Source organism: Rhizobium sp. WSM1328, from assembly GCF_057653715.1.
On the sequence record NZ_CM172788.1, the window covers coordinates 688,779 to 707,172 of the forward strand.

The following is an 18,394-nucleotide window of genomic DNA, read 5'->3' on the forward strand; positions in this document are numbered from 1 at the left end:
GGCTTCACCAAGGGCTGCGAGCGACGGATCCTCGCGGCCTGCAGGATGGAATCTTACCGCCACATGATACGACTCGTACGGCGTACGATTAAATTGCATCGTACGCCGTACGAGTCAATCGGTCAGGATCGACATTCCCAGCATTGTCGGCTTAGATCGACGTCTGATCGGTAAGGAAAACGAATGGCAGCCAAACGCAGCGGTGCTGAGAGCAAAGGGTCTGGGCGGAGAGGTGCGCCATCACTCCAGTCCAGGCAGGAGCCGCGCAGTGAACCGCCTCTCTCGCTGGAACGGATCGTGGCGACTGCGGTGGATCTTCTGGACGCCGAGGGCGTCGACGGACTGAAGATGCGTCGGCTGGCCGATCGCCTCGGCTCGGGCGCGATGAGCCTCTATTGGCATGTCGGCAACAAGGAGGAGGTCTTCGATCTGGCGCTGGATTCCGTGCTCGAATATCGCGGCCCGCCTGACATCGTCGAGTCTCGAGACTGGCGCGGGGAAATCGTTCATATGCTCGAAGACTGGCGCGCCAGCATGCTGCGCCATCCCTGGTCGGCCTCGCTGCTGCCGCGCCGGGCGCTCGGCCCGAACATTCTCATTCGCCTGGAACTGCTGAGCAAGACCTTGTCTGGAGCCGGTGTCACTGATGCGGATTTGAACGTCGCGATATGGTCGCTCTGGAACTATGTGATCGGCGCGACCATCACCCGGGCGAACTTCGATCTCTCGGACGACGACAGGGCGGCCGCGCAGCAGCGCCTGACAGGTCTGAGCCAGCACTATCCGACGATCGAACGCTCTCGTCTGCTGCTGGATAATGATTGGGACGGCGCTTTCAGCAAGGGCCTCGACTTCCTGCTTGATGGCCTCGCTCCGCGCCTGTGAACATTGGTCATTCCTGGACGAGACGGTACCGGATTCTGCGGGCGCGCCGTGGGTGATCCCGCACTGCCGCGACGCGGTTCCCGGGCTATTTTCGCAGGATTTTCTCCATCGCTTTCCCCTTGGCGAGTTCGTCGATCAATTTGTCCAGATAGCGGATTTCCCGCATCGTCGTTTCCTGGATGTCTTCCACGCGGACGCCGCAGATCACGCCGGTAATCGACGATCGGGAGGGATTCATCCGAGGCGCTTGCGCAAAGAAATCCTCGAAGTTGGTCTTCGCAGCCAATTGGTCGTCCAGGCTCTGCTGGTTATGCCCCGTCAGCCAACAGATGATGTCATCGACCTCTGTCTTCGTCCGCCCCTTCTTCGCTGCCTTGGCGACATAGTGGGGATAGACGCTCGCGACGCTGATGGAATAGATGCGATGCTTCGTCATCGAGTGCTCCTCAACGTTCCGGATATTTTCCGGCTTGAGATAGCTGATTTCAAGACCTCAACAAGTGGCCGATAATCGGCAGGCTTCTGCGGGCGCGAAGTAGATCAGTGCAAAGGCGGCATCTCTCCAGCGCCGCGCGTCGTCGACCGGATTGCACCAACAACGGACATCGGCTCGGCTTGGGTAGACGACCGCTACGGGGCCGAAAGCCGTCGGTCGGCTTCCGGGCTCCGATTTTCGAATGCAGACCTTGAGCCTGGCGGGCGCGTGATCTGACACGAAGTGGACGTTCGGTCGCCCTCGGCCGAACGCACGCGCCGACGACCCCTTCGTAAGTCCGAAATCCTTGGTTTCTGTCCCATCATTTCAGCTATAAGGTGGGAGACATCGCCCAAAGGGGATTCAAGGCCAATGCCCCCAGAGAAGAAGGACCGTTCGCCTGTTGCGCTGGAACAGCGCGACATAAGCGCCGACCAGCGCATGTTCTCACCTTCCGTTGCGCGAAATTCGGCGCCGATCGTCGCGGTCCTAAAACGTGTCCTTCCAACACATGGCGCCGTGCTGGAGATTGGATGCGGGACCGGCGAGCACACCGTGTGTTTTGCGGGAGCAATGCCCAACCTCACCTGGCAGCCGAGCGATCCGGACGCCGACGCCCGCACCAGCACGTCTAGCTGGATCAAATTCGCAGGGCTGAAGAATGTGCTGGCACCGCGGGATATTGATGTGTGCTCAGGACAATGGGGCGTCGAACAAACGGGGCATTTTGACGCCATCGTGTCGATCAATATGATCCATATCGCGCCGTGGGCGGCAAGCTTAGGATTGTTCGCAGGAGCTGGCCGTTTGCTTCACGCTGGTGGGCTTCTTCTTCTTTACGGCCCATTCATGCGCGACGGGGCACACAACGCCCCCTCGAACGCTGCTTTCGACGCGGCTCTAAAGGAGCGCAACCCATCCTGGGGGGTGCGTGATATCGCTGATCTTGAACAAGTGGGTGAGGCCGCTGGACTTAATCTCCGCGAGACGATCGAGATGCCTACCAACAATATGTTGCTGGTCTTCTCCAGCGGTAGTGCCTGAACGATAAGCGGGCGCGAAAGAGACGTGGGCCTATAGCAGCATTCGGGCCCCTTGCTGCCGTTCGAGGTCGATCCGAGGAACGTCCGGTATGTGCTAGAGCGGTTCAGCTGTTAACGGAAGCGCAGAACCGCTCTATCCTTTTGTTTTTACGCAATTCCGGACGGAAAACCGCTTCGCACTTTTCCTGGAATTGCTCTAGAATGCGGCCGAAGGCGGAACGCGACAGACGCACTGCGAGGGGCGGTGTGATCGAACCGGAATTCGCGCGACCGAGAGCCGACGTTGTGCTCTTGGAAGGGGAGACGAGGACGATGCCGACACCAGAGCAACCCAGTCTAATAGTTCGACAGAAATCCCCACAGAATATCGAGTTTCCGTTTGCGTCGCTCTCCGATTGGCTGATCCCAACCGAGCTGTTCTTCGTGCGAAACCATTTCCCGTCGCCGGACCTCGATGCGCGAGACTGGAGATTGCGCGTTGGCGGGGCGGTGGAGCGGCCGATCGAACTTGACCTCGACAGCATCAAGGCGATGCGGAGCACGACTTTGACCGCCGTCGTCGAGTGTGCAGGGAACGGCCGCGTCTACTATGAGCCGCCGAAGGAGGGGTTGCAGTGGCAGAACGGAGCCGTCGGCAATGCCGCGTGGACAGGTGTTCTTCTGCGCGAGATTTTGGAAATGGCGGGCGTTAAGCGAACCGCATGTGAGGTTCTGCTCGTAGGCGCAGACAGCGGCGTCGTCGACACGAACAAGAAAACGGCTTCTCCCGGCCCCATCGCTTTTGCGCGCAGTTTACCGCTTGAGAAGGCCATCGCTGACAGCACGATCCTTGCCTATTCGATGAACGAGGAGCCGTTGACGCGCGATCACGGCTACCCGCTACGCGCGGTCGTGGGTGGCTGGTTCGGCATGGCTTGGGTCAAGTGGATCACGCATATCACGGTTGTGGAGCAACCCTTCCTTGGCTACTGGCAGGTGCGCGACTATTTCCGTTGGGAGCGCAACCTCGGGGAACCCAGGCTGGTCCCCCTTGCGGAGATGGAGGTCAAAGCGCAGATCGCGCGTCCCGTACAGGGGGCGCATCTCATCGCCGGCCAACCGTACCGGATTTTCGGAGCCGCCTGGAGCGGAGAGGCTGCTATCCGGCAGGTGCAGGTCTGCACCGGAGATGGCAGGGGCTGGCGCGAGGGGAGGCTCCTCGAAACAGAACGTCCCTTTGCATGGCGCTTGTGGGAGTACATGTGGACCCCTGAAGAAGTGGGGCGATATATACTGCGATGTCGCGCGATCGATGGGGCGGGGTGCGTGCAGCCCGACCTCCAGCGTTCCGACTGCGAGAGCTACGCGGCCAATTGGATCGTTCCGGTGGAGGTCACGGTCGTTCCCGAGCCACAGACGTACCAGGAGGAATTCGTGATCTAATCACCCGCATGGGGCGGAATGGCGGCTTGGCGCAACTGCGACCCGCGTTGTCACTGCGTCATGTCCGTTTTGCAGCAACGGCGGCCGGTGGCTCGATGACCATGATGAGGGCGCATTGCCGCCCGGCAGCATTGGCTCGGTCGGTGGTGTCTCTGACCGCATTTCTGCTAAAGCTCGGAAGCAAATTGCCCGCGATGTCACCAACTGCCGAAGCGGGTGAAAGGCGCAACGGGCTGATGGGCCTCTCGCTCATCGACCTGTTGTCTAAAAGGAGGCGCGTGAGGATGAGCACCGACAGGGAGACTATGCGGTCCTATGATACGGTCGCGGCGGAGTACGCTGCCGAGGCCGCGGCGATGCCCGAATGGGTCGCGACAGAGATCGATGCGTTCGTGACCGAGCTGGGCGGCTCGGGCAGGGTGCTGGAGATCGGAAGCGGTGGCGGGCGAGATGCACTTGAGCTTGAGAAGCGGGGAATGAGCGTCCGGCGCACCGACATTGCAAACGGTTTCGTCGAACTGCTTCGCGAAAGTGGCTTCGAAGCCGACCTGCTGGACCCGCTGACCGATGACTTGGCCGACCCGCAGCGTCCCGGCACGCCGTACGACGGGATCTGGGCCTGTGCCTGCCTGATTCATGTCGCGCGCGAGGATTTCGGCACGGTGCTTGGACGGCTTGCCGAGGCGACCCGGACCGGTGGCCGATTGCACGCCTCGGTAAGAGAGGGCGAAAGCCAGGATGTGTCCACACACGGCAGTGCTGCAGCGCCCCGGCGCTACGTCGAGACGTACTGGCGTGAGTCTGCCCTGCGGTCCGCACTCACAGACGCCGGCTGGATCGTCAGCGAGATACGTCGGTGCGTCGGAAAGCCCCATGATCGGTGGCTGAGCGTTCGGGCGAGTCGGGCGTGACGCACATAGAACTTGCGGAAATGGCCAGTTGTGGCGCGACTATGAACTCTAGGTGGTCACCGCCAGGTAGAGTGTCTTTTCACCAGATCGAAGTCCATGATAAGCGGCGCCTATGGGAATCAAGAACTATCTGATCGAAGGCGGTTCCGGCACTGGAAAAACGTCAGTCGCTACCGAACTGGAGCGGCGGGGCTACCATGTCGTCCATGGTGACCGGGTCTTGGCCTATGTCGGCGACCCCGAGACGGGCCAGGCACTCGCAGGACCGCCCAAAGGCGCGGACCGCATCGTTTGGGGATACGCGCACTGGATCTGGCCTGTCGACAAGGTCCGGGCTATTGCTGCCGACACCACCTATCCTGCCACCTTCTTCTGTGGCGGCTCGCGCAATTTCCACAAATTCCTGGACCTTTTCGATAAGGTTTTCGTGCTCGACATCGACGTTGAGACGTTGAACGGACGATTAGATGGGCGGCCGAATGAGCCGGGCTTTGAGCCGGCCGAGCGGGCGCTGGTGCTCCGCTATCATCATACCCGGGAATATCTTCCCATCGGCATCAATATCGACACGACGGGTACTGTCCCAAGTGTCGTCGACGATATCCTCGCTCAACTCACCTGACGACCGATGAGGCCGGCCGCTCCGCTCAGGCCCGTTTCGTCAGCGGAAAGCGGTCGCGCAGCAGCCGCAGCACCGATTCCGAAGGGATTGGCGGGCCGAAAAGGTAGCTCTGGCCGTAGTTGCAGCCCATCTTGGCAAGCTCGATCGCATCCTCGTTGGATTCGATCCCCTCCGCCACCACCTTCATGTCGAGTTCGCGCGCCATTGATATCACCGACCGGAGCACGATCGCCTTCTTGTCGCTGCTGTCGCGCACCAAAGTCTTGTCGAGCTTGATCGTGTCGAAGGGGAAGCGGGTGAGATAGGCGAGCGACGAATAGCCAGTGCCGAAATCGTCGAGCGCCAGTCCGATGCCGGCTTCCTTCAGCTTCTGCAGCACCAGCCGGGCCTGTTCCGGATTTTCCATCACCATGGATTCCGTCAGTTCGAGCTTGAGGCGCGAGGGCTGGCAATGCGTCTTGGCGAGAACCGAACGCACGTCGTCATAGAGCTCGTTATTGAGCAACTGCACGCTCGACAGATTGATCGAGACGAAGATCGGCAATTCGCCGGTCTGGTGCTGCCAGCTCATCAGATCGTTGGTCGCCTGTTCCAGTGCGAACATGCCGAGCGGGCCGATAAGATCGGAGGCCTCGGCGATCGGGATGAATTCGGACGGCGGGATATTGCCGCGTTTGGGATGTTCCCAGCGCATCAGCGCCTCGAAACCGGCGACCTCGACATCTTCCAGCCTTGCGATCGGCTGGTAGACCATCGACAATTCTTTGCGCTCGATGGCGCGGCGCAGATCCGTTTCGAGCTGCAGCCGGTCGGTGCCGAAGTCGCGGAAGGCCGGCTGGAACGGCTCGACACGGTTGCCGCCGGCTCGTTTTGCCCGGTACATCGCAAGCTCGGCATCGCTGAGCAGGCCGGTGGCGCTCTCCTGCCGGTCGACCCAGGAGGCAAGCCCGACCGAGGCGGTCAGGATGATCTCGCGATTGGCGAAGTTGATCGGTACCATGATCGCCTTGCTGATCGCATCGGCAAAATCGGCGACCTTGGCCGGATTGTGCTCGGAAACCAGGATCAGGCCGAACTGGTCGCCGGCAAGCCGCGCCAGCGTGTCCTGCGGTTTCAAGAGGCGGCGTAGCCGCCGCGTCAGCGCGATGAGGATATTGTCGCCGGCGGCAACGCCGAGCGAATCATTGACCAGCTTGTAGCGGTCGATATCGATCACCATCACCGTCGGCCGCAGCGTGTCGCCGCCCGGCGCCAGTGCCAACACCGACTGCAACCGGTCGAGGAAGACCTGCCGGTTCGGCAGGCCGGTCAGATTGTCGTGCAGCGCATCGTGCAGCAGCCGCTCGACGGAATTCTTCTGTTCGGTCACGTCGACGATCGTGCCGACGCAGCGGATGATTTCGCCGTTCGAGCCGAGCACCGGCCGGGCGCGGATCAGCAGCCAGTGGAAATGCCCGTCCTCGGCGCGAATGCGGAATTCGTGGTTCAGCCGCCCGCGGCGGTGTTCGAGCAGCACGTCGAGCGTAGCGCGGAAGCGGTCGCGGTCGTCGGGGTGCAGCCGCGGCAGCCAGTTGCGCGCCGCGCCATGCATGGCGCCGGGCGACAGGCCGAGCTTGATCGAGACGTCGGGAATGGTGACGACGCGGTCGCGCGCCACGTCCCAATCCCAGACCATGTTGCCGGAGCCGGTCAGCGCCAGCGATTGCCGCTCGAGATCGGAAAACAGCCCCTGCTGGAAGGCGCCGCCGGCAAAAGCATGCTGCATGACAGTGAAGCCGATCAACAGCACGATCAGCACCAGGCCGCCGCCGAGTGCTGGCTGGATGATGTCGTTGTCGAGCCGTCCGGTGACCGTCAGCCACGCCCCGAACAGCCAGACGAGGATCAGCGCCCAGGCCGGCACCAAAAGGATGGCGCGGTCGTAGCGGTTGAAGCCGAGATAGATGATCAGCAGCAACCCCATCGTCGCCGTCAGCGCGAAGGAAAGCCTGGCAATGCCGGCGGCAATCGACGGATCGTAGATCGCCACGCCGAAGAGCAGGGCAAGGCCGAGCACCCAGGCAAGCGTGGCGTAACCCAGATGCGCATGCCAGCGGTTGAGGTTGAGATAGGTGAAGAGGAAGATGACGAAACTCGACGCCAGCGCCACCTCGGCGCAGGCGCGCCATATTCGCTGGTCGGCCGAGGCGACGCTGATCAGCTTGCCGAGAAAACCGAAATCGACGCAGATATAGCCGAGCACCGCCCAGGCAAGTGCTGCCGTCGCCGGCAGCATCGAGGTGCCCTTGACGACGAAGAGGATGGTCAGGAACACGGCAAGCAGGCCGGCAATGCCGAGCACGATGCCGCGATAGAGCGTGAAGGCGTTGATCGTGTCCTTGTAGGCGTTCGGTTCCCAGAGATAGATCTGCGGCAGTTCCGGCGTCGACAGTTCGGCGACGAAGGTGATGACGGCGCCGGGGTTCAGCGTGATGCGGAAGACGTCGGCCTCGTCGCTCGGCTGCCGGTCGAGCGCGAAGCCTTCGCTCGGCGTAATCGCGCTGATGCGCTGCGAGCCGAGATCCGGCCAGAACAGCTTGGAATTGACCAGACGGAAATGCGGCGCGACGATGACGCGCTCGAGCTGTTCTTCCGAGACATTGGCAAGCGCAAATACCGCCCAGTCGCCCTGATGGTTCTCCGAGCTTGCCCTGACCTCGATGCGGCGGCGGATGCCGTCGGCGCCGGCCGCCGTCGAAACCTGGAAGGCTTCGCCCTGGTTGGCGTAGATCTCCGTCGTTGCCGTCAGGTCGAGCGCGGTATCGTCACGGGAAATTTTTACAGGTTCGGCCGCCTGGGCAACACCCGCCACGAAGGCGAAGGCCGCCAGGAAAAGGGCTGCGATCACCGCGATCACTCGTCCGGACGGTGACTTGGGCAGCATGCGGTCTCTTGTCATCGGCTGTCGGTTATCCTGCCTTTATCCGTATCAGTGGCGAGACGTGAAAACATCACATGGTCATGCCACTGACCGTTGATCTTCAAATATCCGCGCAGATAGCCTTCCTGTTGAAACCCGGCTTTTTCAAGCAGACGGATGCTGCGCGCGTTATCTGGAATACAGGCTGCTTCGATACGGTGCAACTCAAGCCCGGCGAAGATGTAAGGAATAACCAATTGAAGGGCGGCGAACATATGCCCCTGGCCGGCGTGGCGTTCGCCCATCCAGTAGCCGATCATGCAGCTTTGTGCCGCACCCCTTCTGATGTAGCCGATGGTGACGCCGCCGACGAGCGTCATGTCACCTTTCAGGAAAATGAACAGCGGCACCGCCTGGCCCGAGGCGTATTCCTGCTTGCCGCGGACGACACGGGCGCGGTAGGCGCCCTCCGTCAACTCGTCGCGCCGCCAGGTCGGCTCCCAGGGTTCGAGGAACTTGCGGCTTTCGGCGCGCAGCCGGTGCCACTGGTTGAAATCCTGGTAGCGCGGCAGGCGCAGGAAATACCTGTCGTTCTCCAGCTCCACCGCTTCCGGCTGCCGCTGCAGGAACCGAAAAACCGATTTTGGCATCGATCACTCCCGGCAGGACGAACGTCGGCTCAGCGGCTTGCCTGCAGCGTCTTCGACGCCGGGACCGAAAGCGAGGCGGTGATATCTTCCATCGGTGCGAGCTGGTCCAATGGCCCGATCGCCGAAAGCGTCGGCACCGTGTCATAAAACAGCCGGCCGGCAAGGTCGGTCAGCCGCTCGACGGTGATGCCTTCCAGCCGCTCCATCATCTCCGGATTGGAGATCGGCCGGCCGTAGAGCATCATCTGCCTGGCGATCTGGCCGGCCCGGGCAGCCGGGCTTTCCGCACCCATCAGCAGCTGGGCGCGGATCTGGGCGCGGGCGCGCTCGATTTCCTTCTGGTGGATCGCATCGGCTGACTTGTGCAGCTCATCGATGATGACGGGCACCAGCTCCGGCAGGTTTTCGCCGCCGGTTGCGGCATGAATGCCGAAGATGCCGGTGTCGGAAAAACCCCAGTGGAAGGCATAGACCGAATAACAGAGGCCGCGGAACTCGCGCACCTCCTGGAAGAGCCTGGAGGACATGCCGCCGCCAAGGATATTGGCGAGGATCTGCGAGCAGTAGAAATCGCGGGCGTGGTAGGGCTTGCCTTCGAAACCGAGCAGGATCTGCGCGTCCATCAGGTCGCGCGGTTCGCGCACGCTGCCGCCGATATAACGCGCCGGTTCCATGACGGGCGGCGCCGAAGGGGCCGTCGGCAGGTTGGCGAAACGATCCTCGACCATGCGCAGGAATTCTTCATGCTCGACGGCGCCGGTGGCGACCACGAACATCCGGTCGGTCGTGTAGTTGCGGCTGAGATAGCCACGGATCTGCTGCGGCGTGAAGGAGACGACGGTCTCCGGCGTGCCGAGGATCGCCCGGCCAAGCGTCTGGTCGCGATAGGCGACCTCGGAGAACCGGTCGAACACCACGTCGTCGGGCGTGTCGTTGGCGGCGTTGATCTCCTGCAGGATCACCTGCTTCTCGCGCTCCAGCTCCTCTTCCTCGAAGGCCGATTCCGTCAGGATGTCGGCGAGGATATCGACGGCGAGCGGCACGTAGTCCTTGAGCACGCGGGCATAATAGGAGGTCGTCTCGGTCGAGGTCGCGGCATTGACTTCGCCGCCGACATCCTCGATCTCCTCGGCAATCTGGCGGGCCGTGCGGCGCGCCGTGCCCTTGAAGGCCATGTGTTCGAGCAGGTGAGCGATGCCGTGCTCGTTGTCCGTCTCGTTACGCGATCCCGATTTGATCCAGACTCCGAGCGCAACGCTTTCAAGATGCGGCATGGTCTCTGTGACTACTGTCAGCCCGGATTTTAGCCGGGTGCACTCAACTGTCATTGGCTATCTTTCTGCGCCTGCTGTCGTCTCGCCGCGGGCATGCTTGCCGATAAAAGTCTCAACGGCTTTCAGCTCCGGTTTGATGATCTGGAAACGCTCCTCCCTGTGCATCAGATCAGCAAGCCACGTCGGAAGCGCCGGGTCAATACCGCAGGCGGATTTTACAGCGGCGGGGAATTTCGCCGGATGCGCGGTCGAAAGCGTCACCATCGGCGTATTCGGCTTTTCTTTCTTGGCAGCGACGAAGACGCCGATCGCCGAATGCGGATCCAGCAGATAGCCGGTCTCGGCATGGGTCTTGCGAATCGTTTCGGCCACCTGCTTCTCGCTGGCACGCCCGGCGCGGAAGTCACGGCGGATCGCCTTCAGCGCTTGGCTGCCGATCTCGAAGCCGTTGGATTGCTTGAGGCTTTCCATCGCCGCGCGCACCTTCGAGGCGTCGCGGTCATAGGCTTCGAAGAGCAGCCGTTCGAAGTTCGACGAGATCTGGATGTCCATCGACGGCGAACTCGTCGCCTTGACCGCCTTCATGTCGTAGCGGCCGGTCTTCAGCGCCCGCGCCAGGATGTCGTTCTCGTTGGTGGCGATCACCAGCCGGTCGATCGGCAGGCCCATGCGCTTCGCGCAGTAGCCGGCGAAGATATCGCCGAAATTGCCGGTCGGCACCGTGAACGAGATCTTCCGGTCCGGCCCGCCGAGCGCGACCGATGCCGTGAAATAATAGACGATCTGGGCCATGATGCGCGCCCAGTTGATCGAGTTGACGCCTGATAGCCGGACCCTGTCGCGGAAAGCCACGTCGTTGAACATTGCTTTCACGAGGTTCTGGCAATCGTCGAAATTGCCCTCCACGGCAAGCGCATGCACGTTCGGTGACGACGAGGTCGTCATCTGCCGCTGCTGCACCGGCGAGACCTTACCGTGCGGGAAGAGGATGAAGATGTCGGTGCGCTCGCGGCCGGCAAAGGCGTCGATCGCAGCCCCGCCGGTGTCGCCCGAGGTAGCGCCGACGATCGTCGCCCGCTCGCCGCGTTTTTCCAGCGCATAGTCCATCAGCCGGGCGAGCAGCTGCATTGCCACGTCCTTGAACGCGAGCGTCGTGCCGTGGAAGAGCTCCATGACGAAGCTGTTCGGCCCGGTCTGGACGAGCGGCGCGATCGCCGGGTGGCGGAAGGTGCCGTAGGCCTCGTCGATCATCGCCCGGAAAGTGTCGTCGGGGATCTCGCCATTGGTGAAGGGCGACAGGATGGTGAAGGCGATCTCCTGATAGGTCTTGCCCCTGAGCGCCCGGATCTCCTTCTTGGAAAAGCTCGGCCATTTCGAGGGAACGTAGAGCCCGCCATCGCGCGCCAGCCCGGTCAAAAGGGCGTCGCAAAAGCCGAGGGAAGGGGCCTCGCCGCGGGTCGAGATATAATCCACGTTCGTCATCCTTGATCTATCGCTGGAGGAAACCCGGCCGGCCGGCACCATGGCCCGCTCTGCCTGAAATCGGGCCGGAAATCGAAAAGGCGCCGCCCTGCCGGCAGGGCTTTGCTCGTATGCTTTTGAAGTTGCCCGCATCCGGCGTCGAAAAGTGCATCAAAACGGCGCTTACCCAATCGATTTTTGTTTGCGCCGCTGATATAGACCATCGCAAACCGTCATGAAAGGCCCTGCTGAAAAGACACGGGGCCTCCAAGAAACGCTTGTACAAGGGATGGAATATGGTGCTCGGCAAGGTCTCGCGTCTCATCGTCTCCGCATCTTTTCTTGCCCTGCTTACTGGTTGCAACTCGCTCGGCATAGGCGGCGACAGCAAGTCGTCGGCGCCGACCCAGCCGAACGGCACCGCCCAGATCATGCCGCTGGCGCCCGCCAACCCGTCCTCGAACAATCCTTCGATCGGCACCGCCACGACGGCGCAGGGCACGGTCGCCCCCGTCGTCCAGGGCGCCTGCCCACAGATCTTCATGCGTGACCAGGACGCGATCTTCCGCACCTATGCCAAGGGCAAGAAGGACGATCCGCAGCAGATCGTCTACCAGGCCTCCTTCGGCGATTACACTCGCCAATGCACGCTGAACGACTCGAACCTGACGATGACCATCGTCGCCCAGCTGCGCCTGATCACCGGCCCGGCCGGCACGCCAGGCCCGCTGACGCTGCCGATCCGCATCTCCGTCGTCGACGGCGAGACGGTGCTCTATTCCGAGGTTACCAAATTCCCGACCGAAATCCCGGCGGGTGCTCCGGGCACGCAGGTCATCTTCCGCAAGGACGGCATCAAGATGCCGGTCGGCTCCGGCGCACTGGTGCGCGTCAATATCGGCTTCGACACCCTGCCGGCAAAGACCAAGAAGAGCAGCTAAGCAATTCCAGCGGCTGCTTCCGAGATACGGATGCACGACCTCCCTCATTCCTGTGCTCGTCACAGGAATCCAGCCACGGCGCGTCTGCGCTGTGAATGACTCTCATCGACGAAGCCTTTCTCTCGCGCCCAAGGACTTGGGCGCACTGGATCCCTGTGACGAGCACAGGGATGAGGAAGGAGAGGGCGTGCTCGCCTGACACAGCATTCCGGCTTGATCTCGGCCATTCTATGGGCTCGGCAGAGTCAAGGCGTGGTGTCAGTCCACAGCTCCGCGGTGTCGGGCTTAAGGCCTGAGGCGCCTCAGAGAACGTTGTCCCAGGCCGCCAGCGCGGCGACGACACCTGGCAGGTCGTTCATGCGCGAGATTGCCGTTTCGGCGCCGGCATCCGTTAATTTGTCGGCATGGGCGGGATAGCTGTGCGAGGCGCCGGTAAAACCGATGACGCGCATGCCGGCGGCACGTGCCGCATGTACACCGTGGACGGAATCCTCGACCACAACAACCTTGTCAGGCGAAACGCCCATCTGGCTTGCGCCGTGCAGGAAGATGTCGGGCTTCGGCTTGGCGCGGTCCGGGCCAAGATCCTTGGCGGAAAAGATGTTCGGCGCAAACAGCGGCTTCAGGCCCACCTTGGTCAGCATCATATCGAGCCGCTTGGTGCTCGAATTCGAGCAGATGCAGCGCTTGATCGGCAGCCTGGAGAGGGCGAATTCGACGCCCGGAATGGCCTGGACGTCCTCTGCCAACCTGAGGTCGAGCATATGCTCCGATTTATCGAGCAGCGAGGCCGAAAACGGGATGCTCGCCTCACGCTCGATCTGCAGCAGGATGTTGCGCCATGTCATGCCGGCGAAGCGCTCGCCCATTTCTTCGACGCCGATCGGATATCCGGCCTCTGTCAAAAGCACGGATTCGACTTCCGCCGCGATGATTTCCGAATCGACGAGAACGCCGTCGCAGTCGAAGATGATGAGGTCGAAGCCGTCCATATGTTCACGCCTTGCTGAAAGTCTGGGCTGGAAGTCTGGGTCTTGTTCGGGAATGCTGCGGCTTTACACGATGCCCGGCCAAAGCTCAACCTGATCTCAAGCATGGCAGCGATGCGGCATGCGACGGGCTCCGTCGTCGCAGTCGGATCGGCGGCGTTGGCCGCAGTCATTCCGGCCTAGACAAGCAGGAACTCGCTCGCCACCGAAGGCGCATGGGGAGGGGACCGGAGGCACAATCGAAGCCGCATCAGCGAAATGCTCGCCGGGCGCATCGTGCGCGGCGCTATAAAATGAGAGCGCCTGGAGATGACGATGGACGTCGGCAGGATTGCCCGCCGACGTCATGGCAAGTTTAAAGCGAGCTCAGAAACGCGAGGGACGGCATAAAGAAATATTCGCCTCCCTTCATCTTCACCGCTTGAGGAACTGTTGCAACGGTTTTGAGGGAGCTGGGATCACCCCAGATGGCAGCTCCTTCCATATCTGGTCGCGCAGCATCTTGTTTTGTTTGACCGATGACCGGATCGACCCCAGGCGGTGGAAAGCCAGTTGGAACGGCTGGGAAACCGGGATTGTTGGCCCAATTTTTCTGCGTGAATTCGAACTGATTGCCTATGTCACTGTTGAACGCCATGAACAACAGACCGACGTATTTACTCGGCTTGTTGGCGATCTTGCCATCGTTCGGATTATCTGTTCGCACGCCATAGGTCTGGCCGCGTCGGGCCATAAGGTGCTTGCGCTCGCCAGCACTGTTTTCGAACCCGCCCGACCCTCGCGGATTGGTTTTCCGGATATGGCCTGAAAAGGGACACTTCGCGCCGCTCTTGTCGCTGAAGTAGTTGAAGTTGTTCGGGACGGGTGACTCAACTCCGTCTTCTGACTGCATCGTGACCGGCGTTCCGTCCTCAAAGCGCCCGACGACCATGGCGCCGGCCCTTTCGTCATCAGATCCGAATAAGCGATCTGCAAGTTTCTGCTCCTGCCTTTTGAAGCGGCGGACGTTTTGTTCCAGCTTCCGGTATACGAAGTAGCTTCCGAAATGAACGGCCGGATCGGGCGCTGCTGGATCAGGAACAATAACCTGTTCTAATGGGAAAGCCGGATCCCAGTTCGCAATCCCATCTGTCGCGTTTTCTTCCGCGTCGATGTCTTCCAGCAGAAACAGCGGCTGGCTGCGCCCATCGACATAGCCAAAGTGTTCGATACCTTCTTCATTGTCATTGTGAAGGCCCAGGCCATCTTGCGTCCCTACGATTGTTACTCCTTGCGAGGTTTGGATCAAGTTTACCACCTGATCATGAGCAGTGACCTTGGTGTCATTGAGCATATCTCCCACCAAAACGACCGCATGGATGGGATTGCGAAAATAAGAATCCCACCTGCTGACATCAGGGTCATTCAAGTCGGAATTTTGCATACCCGCGCGGAATATCGGATCGCTCGGTCTTTGGGCGATTTGGAGGGCTTGATAGCCCGCGTCAGTAAGGCCAAGCCCAATGTACGGCGTTCCCGGCGTCGAAGGTTTGGCTTTGAATGCTTCAATTTCCATTAAATGTTGCGTTGCCGATTTCATCAGCGTCGTGGAAATCGCCCGAAGGAAGCTTTTCGCAGCCTCCTTATCGTCAAACCGCAGAAAAAACAGAGTCAAAAACTCGCGAACATGCGCCTTGATGATGTTCGGCTGAAGATTGTTAAGCATAGTACTGTCATCAGCCGATAGATTTTTCCATGAGATTGGAGAGTTTAACGTGACGGACATCTTGCATTCCTCCGTTAATGACGGCGTCATTAAACAACAGGTAGCATATTAGAGTCAACGCAACCATTTATTAGTTGATTTGTATTTCCAATGACGGTTTGAATCTTTTGCCATTTTTGATCTACAAACGAACCTATTGATATCGGGTGCTCACCCGCCCTCTTGGATAGGCTCTGCTGCCAGATCGGCTGAAGAGTGCAGTGACTGCCGGTCGTCTTCCGCTGAGAAGAGGATGGAGCGACTTTCCGCCGTCGGGCGCGCCCAGCCTTTGTCGAAGAAACTTGACAGCAGGGCCCCGCCGAGACTGCCGGCGAGATGAGCCCGCCTTTCGTCACAGTCGAGGCAGGAGCGGCAGCCGCGATGACCTGAGGTCCCCGACGTCGCCGGAATGAACAATGGCGAGCAGATAGCAGCCGTCAGGCCGCCAGCTGCCCACCCCGGCGTCCGGCTGCAGATTGCGTAGAAGCCGTCGCCCGAAGCCTGAACCGGGAAACCAGTTCACGCAGCGTGGCAGCTTCCTGAGCAAGCTGGCCGGATGCCGCGGTGGATTGTTCCACCATCGCGGCGTTCTGCTGGGTCACCTGGTCCATGGAATTGACGGCGGTGTTGACTTCGGCAAGGCCGGTCGACTGCTCTCTGGCCGACACGGCGATTGCATCCATGTGCTGGTTGATGCGGGCAATCTGCTCGCTGATCGCCTTCAGAACCTGGCTGGTGTCGAGAACCAGTTTGACGCCGCTTTCCACTTCCACCGAGGATTTCTGGATGTGGCCTTTGATTTCCTTTGCCGCCTGAGCCGATCTCTGGGCGAGTTCGCGCACTTCCTGGGCGACCACTGCAAAACCCTTGCCCGCGTCGCCGGCGCGTGCCGCTTCGACGCCGGCGTTCAGCGCCAGCAGATTGGTCTGGAAGGCGATCTCGTCGATCACGCCGATAATGCTGGAAATCTGCTGGGACGAAGCCTCGATGCGGCGCATGGCTTCTTCGGCATGCGACACGACTTCCGAAGATTTGGCGGCATTGCGGTTTGCATCGGTCGCTTCCGTGCGTGCCTCGTCGGTCCGCTTGCTCGAGTTCGAGACATTGGCGGTGATCTGATCGAGCGCTGCGGCGGTTTCTTCGAGAGAGGCTGCCTGCTGTTCGGTTCGTTTTGACAGATCGCCGGCCCCGGATGCGATTTCCCTGGTGCCTTCGTCGATCGCGGCAATGGCGGTCGCAATCGCGCTGAGCGTCTGATCGAGCTGCCGGATCGACATGTTGAAATCATGCCGGAGGTTCTCGAAATCAGGCGCGAACGGCTCATCGATCTGGAAGGCAAGATCGCCGGATGCAAGCCTCTTCAAGCCTGCGGCGAGGCCTGATGTCGCCGCCCGCAGCCGTTCGGCTGCATCTTCGTCGGCCTGCTTGCGCGCCGTGATCCGCTCGGCTTCGCCCTGCAATCGGGCTGCCTCGGCGTCTTGCTCAAGCTGCTTATTGGCAATCGCCGCCTGGCGGAAGATTTCGACGGCCGATGCCATCGTTCCGATTTCATCGGTGCGGCCGATCCCGGTGCAGGCAATTGCTGTGTCACCGTCGGCAAGCTTTTGCATGTCGTTGGAAAGCGAAAGGATCGGCTTGGTGACGGTCTTGCGGGTCAGGAAATAGAGCCCGAGCGCAAACAGCGCGGCCGCAGCCAGAAGTGCTTTCAGAACAATATCGACCGAAGCTTTTATGTCGGCGCTATGCTTGGAAATATCGTCCGACGCCGCCGTGATCTGGTCCCCGGTCTGTTCCATGGCCGTTTCCAGCGTCGAGAACTGCGCCATGAATTCCGGCAAGGCCTTCAATGCCGCCGAGGGATCCTGGCTCGCCAGATCGACAATCTTCGTGGCGCTTTCGATATAGGTCAGAAGGGGACGTTCGATGCTGGCAAGCAGCGCCTTGGTCTTTTCGTCGGCGGCAAGAGCCTTATTGGCGCCAATCATCTCACGGAACGACGCGTCGTGCTCCACCAGATCCGCCTTCACCGCGGCAGGGTCTATGCCTGCTGCCGGGTTGGAGGCAAGCATCGACGCCAGCACATCCGCGCGCATTGCATCATGCATCATGTCGGCCTGCATGTGGTTGCGCAGAATTTGCGCCGACCGGGCAACGTCGGCGTTGTTTTCGGAGAGGGTCGAGGCGGACCAGATGCCGACGCCCGTAGCGCCGCCCGCCAATGCGAAAATCGCGATGCTCGCAATGATGATCTTATGCTGGATCGACGCCATGACAGGGCTCTCTCGTTAATTTAGAACGTGAGAGTAGCCGAACATGCTTAATTATTTTCTTAGCACCATATGGCTTAACGGCGCGAAAACAACAGGTTGTAGCGGATATTTCACTTTCGATGAAAGGTTGAGCTCTTTGTGGGTCGGGCGGATGCCCGCTACCGATAGGATGACGGACCTGCGCGAGTGCCGCGGCCTCGTCGAGGCTCATTGCTGCTTACCGGTCTGGGGCGTACGATGCATGTACAATGGGAGAGGGACCATGAGGCTTTCAGCTTTCGTCCGACCGGCGGCAGCCGTAGTGCTGCTGTTTGCCTTCACATCCACCGACGTCATCGCCAAGGGCAAGCACCGAAGCTGTGCGCAGCTGCAGGCGATGAAGGATAATGCCCTGACCGGCGGAAAGCATGCCGGGGATGGCACCGACAAGAGAGCCAAGATCGAAAGGAAGATGAGGAAGAAAGGCTGCTAGATCAGGATGATTTTAGGCCCGATCGGCCTAAAATCATCCTGATCTAAATCAAAGAAGTAGAGCATGATGTCGTCCGAAAACCGCTCACACTTTTCGGCATCATGCTCTAGAGGCAAGTCGCCGCTAGCTTGCGAGTACCGAGAGAACACGGTCTGGAAGCAGGCGAGCCTGTTGCCGAGACGGCAGAGATGCGCCTTCGTTGAGGATGGCGCGACATCCATCAAATCCGCCTCATGCCAGACTAACCGCAGTCCGGGGACTACCTTTGGCATTCTCATGCACTAGATGGCGATCGAGGAGGACGTCACCGCCGCTCTTGGGAGGAGAACAAGCGGC

16 protein-coding genes and 1 pseudogene are annotated in these 18,394 nt (G+C 60.7%); 7 read left to right on the plus strand and 10 right to left on the minus strand.

The window, feature by feature from the left end:
• Window positions 1–183: 183 nt before the first annotated feature.
• Window positions 184–885, plus strand: a complete 702-nt coding sequence (locus AC2444_RS03360; protein ID WP_012756355.1) for a TetR/AcrR family transcriptional regulator — start codon at window positions 184–186, stop codon at window positions 883–885.
• An 85-nt stretch (window positions 886–970) separates the two neighbouring features.
• On the opposite strand, the gene AC2444_RS03365 is transcribed toward AC2444_RS03360, so the two are convergent.
• Window positions 971–1,321 carry a DUF2200 domain-containing protein gene (locus AC2444_RS03365; protein ID WP_012756356.1) on the minus strand — a complete coding sequence of 117 codons (351 nt, stop codon included), beginning with the start codon at window positions 1,319–1,321 and terminating at the stop codon, window positions 971–973.
• A gap of 411 nt (window positions 1,322–1,732) precedes the next feature.
• On the opposite strand from AC2444_RS03365, the gene AC2444_RS03370 reads away from it, so the two are divergent.
• The 4 genes from AC2444_RS03370 (at window position 1,733) to AC2444_RS03385 (ending at window position 5,358) form a co-directional block, all read left to right on the plus strand.
• Window positions 1,733–2,404 carry a DUF938 domain-containing protein gene (locus AC2444_RS03370; protein ID WP_012756357.1) on the plus strand — a complete coding sequence of 224 codons (672 nt, stop codon included), beginning with the start codon at window positions 1,733–1,735 and terminating at the stop codon, window positions 2,402–2,404.
• Between the two features lie 311 nt (window positions 2,405–2,715).
• Window positions 2,716–3,825, plus strand: coding sequence for a sulfite oxidase (locus AC2444_RS03375; protein ID WP_012756358.1), 1,110 nt, complete (start codon window positions 2,716–2,718; stop codon window positions 3,823–3,825).
• A 284-nt stretch (window positions 3,826–4,109) separates the two neighbouring features.
• The gene (locus AC2444_RS03380) at window positions 4,110–4,736 is read left to right on the plus strand and encodes a class I SAM-dependent methyltransferase (protein WP_012756359.1); all 627 of its coding nucleotides are present in this window, start codon (window positions 4,110–4,112) and stop codon (window positions 4,734–4,736) included.
• Between the two features lie 112 nt (window positions 4,737–4,848).
• The gene (locus AC2444_RS03385) at window positions 4,849–5,358 is read left to right on the plus strand and encodes a nucleoside kinase (RefSeq protein ID WP_012756360.1); all 510 of its coding nucleotides are present in this window, start codon (window positions 4,849–4,851) and stop codon (window positions 5,356–5,358) included.
• 25 nt (window positions 5,359–5,383) lie between these two features.
• On the opposite strand, the gene AC2444_RS03390 is transcribed toward AC2444_RS03385, so the two are convergent.
• From AC2444_RS03390 to thrC, 4 genes are read right to left on the minus strand one after another with little or no spacing between them, the layout of a single operon-like run.
• The gene (locus tag AC2444_RS03390; protein WP_487762901.1) at window positions 5,384–8,296 is read right to left on the minus strand and encodes an EAL domain-containing protein; all 2,913 of its coding nucleotides are present in this window, start codon (window positions 8,294–8,296) and stop codon (window positions 5,384–5,386) included.
• The gene (locus AC2444_RS03395; RefSeq protein WP_012756362.1) at window positions 8,293–8,907 is read right to left on the minus strand and encodes a GNAT family N-acetyltransferase; all 615 of its coding nucleotides are present in this window, start codon (window positions 8,905–8,907) and stop codon (window positions 8,293–8,295) included. The genes AC2444_RS03390 and AC2444_RS03395 overlap by 4 nt, the downstream gene beginning before the upstream one ends.
• Before the next feature lie 29 nt (window positions 8,908–8,936).
• Window positions 8,937–10,235 (minus strand): M16 family metallopeptidase, encoded by a 1,299-nt coding sequence (locus AC2444_RS03400; RefSeq protein ID WP_012756363.1) that lies wholly within the window; start codon window positions 10,233–10,235, stop codon window positions 8,937–8,939.
• A gap of 3 nt (window positions 10,236–10,238) precedes the next feature.
• A complete protein-coding gene (thrC, locus tag AC2444_RS03405; RefSeq protein WP_012756364.1) occupies window positions 10,239–11,663 on the minus strand; it encodes a threonine synthase in 1,425 nt (474 codons plus the stop codon).
• Between the two features lie 275 nt (window positions 11,664–11,938).
• Here thrC and AC2444_RS03410 point away from each other — a divergent pair, with 275 nt between their 5' ends.
• Window positions 11,939–12,583 carry a hypothetical protein gene (locus tag AC2444_RS03410; RefSeq protein ID WP_012756365.1) on the plus strand — a complete coding sequence of 215 codons (645 nt, stop codon included), beginning with the start codon at window positions 11,939–11,941 and terminating at the stop codon, window positions 12,581–12,583.
• Between the two features lie 302 nt (window positions 12,584–12,885).
• Here the strand turns inward: AC2444_RS03410 and AC2444_RS03415 are convergent, their stop codons facing one another.
• The 4 genes and pseudogenes from AC2444_RS03415 to AC2444_RS03430 form a co-directional block, all read right to left on the minus strand.
• Window positions 12,886–13,575: an HAD family hydrolase gene (locus tag AC2444_RS03415; protein WP_012756366.1), complete on the minus strand. Its 690-nt coding sequence runs from the start codon at window positions 13,573–13,575 to the stop codon at window positions 12,886–12,888.
• Between the two features lie 352 nt (window positions 13,576–13,927).
• Entirely contained in the window at window positions 13,928–15,337 is a 1,410-nt protein-coding gene (locus tag AC2444_RS03420) for a Dyp-type peroxidase (protein WP_012756367.1), read from the minus strand.
• Between the two features lie 150 nt (window positions 15,338–15,487).
• Window positions 15,488–15,719: pseudogene (locus tag AC2444_RS03425) on the minus strand (hypothetical protein); the annotation flags it as partial.
• A 34-nt stretch (window positions 15,720–15,753) separates the two neighbouring features.
• A complete protein-coding gene (locus AC2444_RS03430) occupies window positions 15,754–17,586 on the minus strand; it encodes a methyl-accepting chemotaxis protein (protein WP_012756368.1) in 1,833 nt (610 codons plus the stop codon).
• Window positions 17,587–17,848: 262 nt separating this feature from the next.
• Between AC2444_RS03430 and AC2444_RS03435 the strand changes: the two genes are divergently transcribed.
• On the plus strand, window positions 17,849–18,058 hold the full coding sequence (locus AC2444_RS03435) for a hypothetical protein (protein ID WP_003557162.1): 210 nt from the start codon (window positions 17,849–17,851) through the stop codon (window positions 18,056–18,058).
• Here AC2444_RS03435 and AC2444_RS03440 read toward each other — a convergent pair.
• On the minus strand, window positions 18,055–18,279 hold the full coding sequence (locus AC2444_RS03440) for a hypothetical protein (RefSeq protein ID WP_012756369.1): 225 nt from the start codon (window positions 18,277–18,279) through the stop codon (window positions 18,055–18,057). The two genes, AC2444_RS03435 and AC2444_RS03440, sit on opposite strands and share 4 nt — an antisense overlap.
• Window positions 18,280–18,394 lie beyond the last annotated feature (115 nt).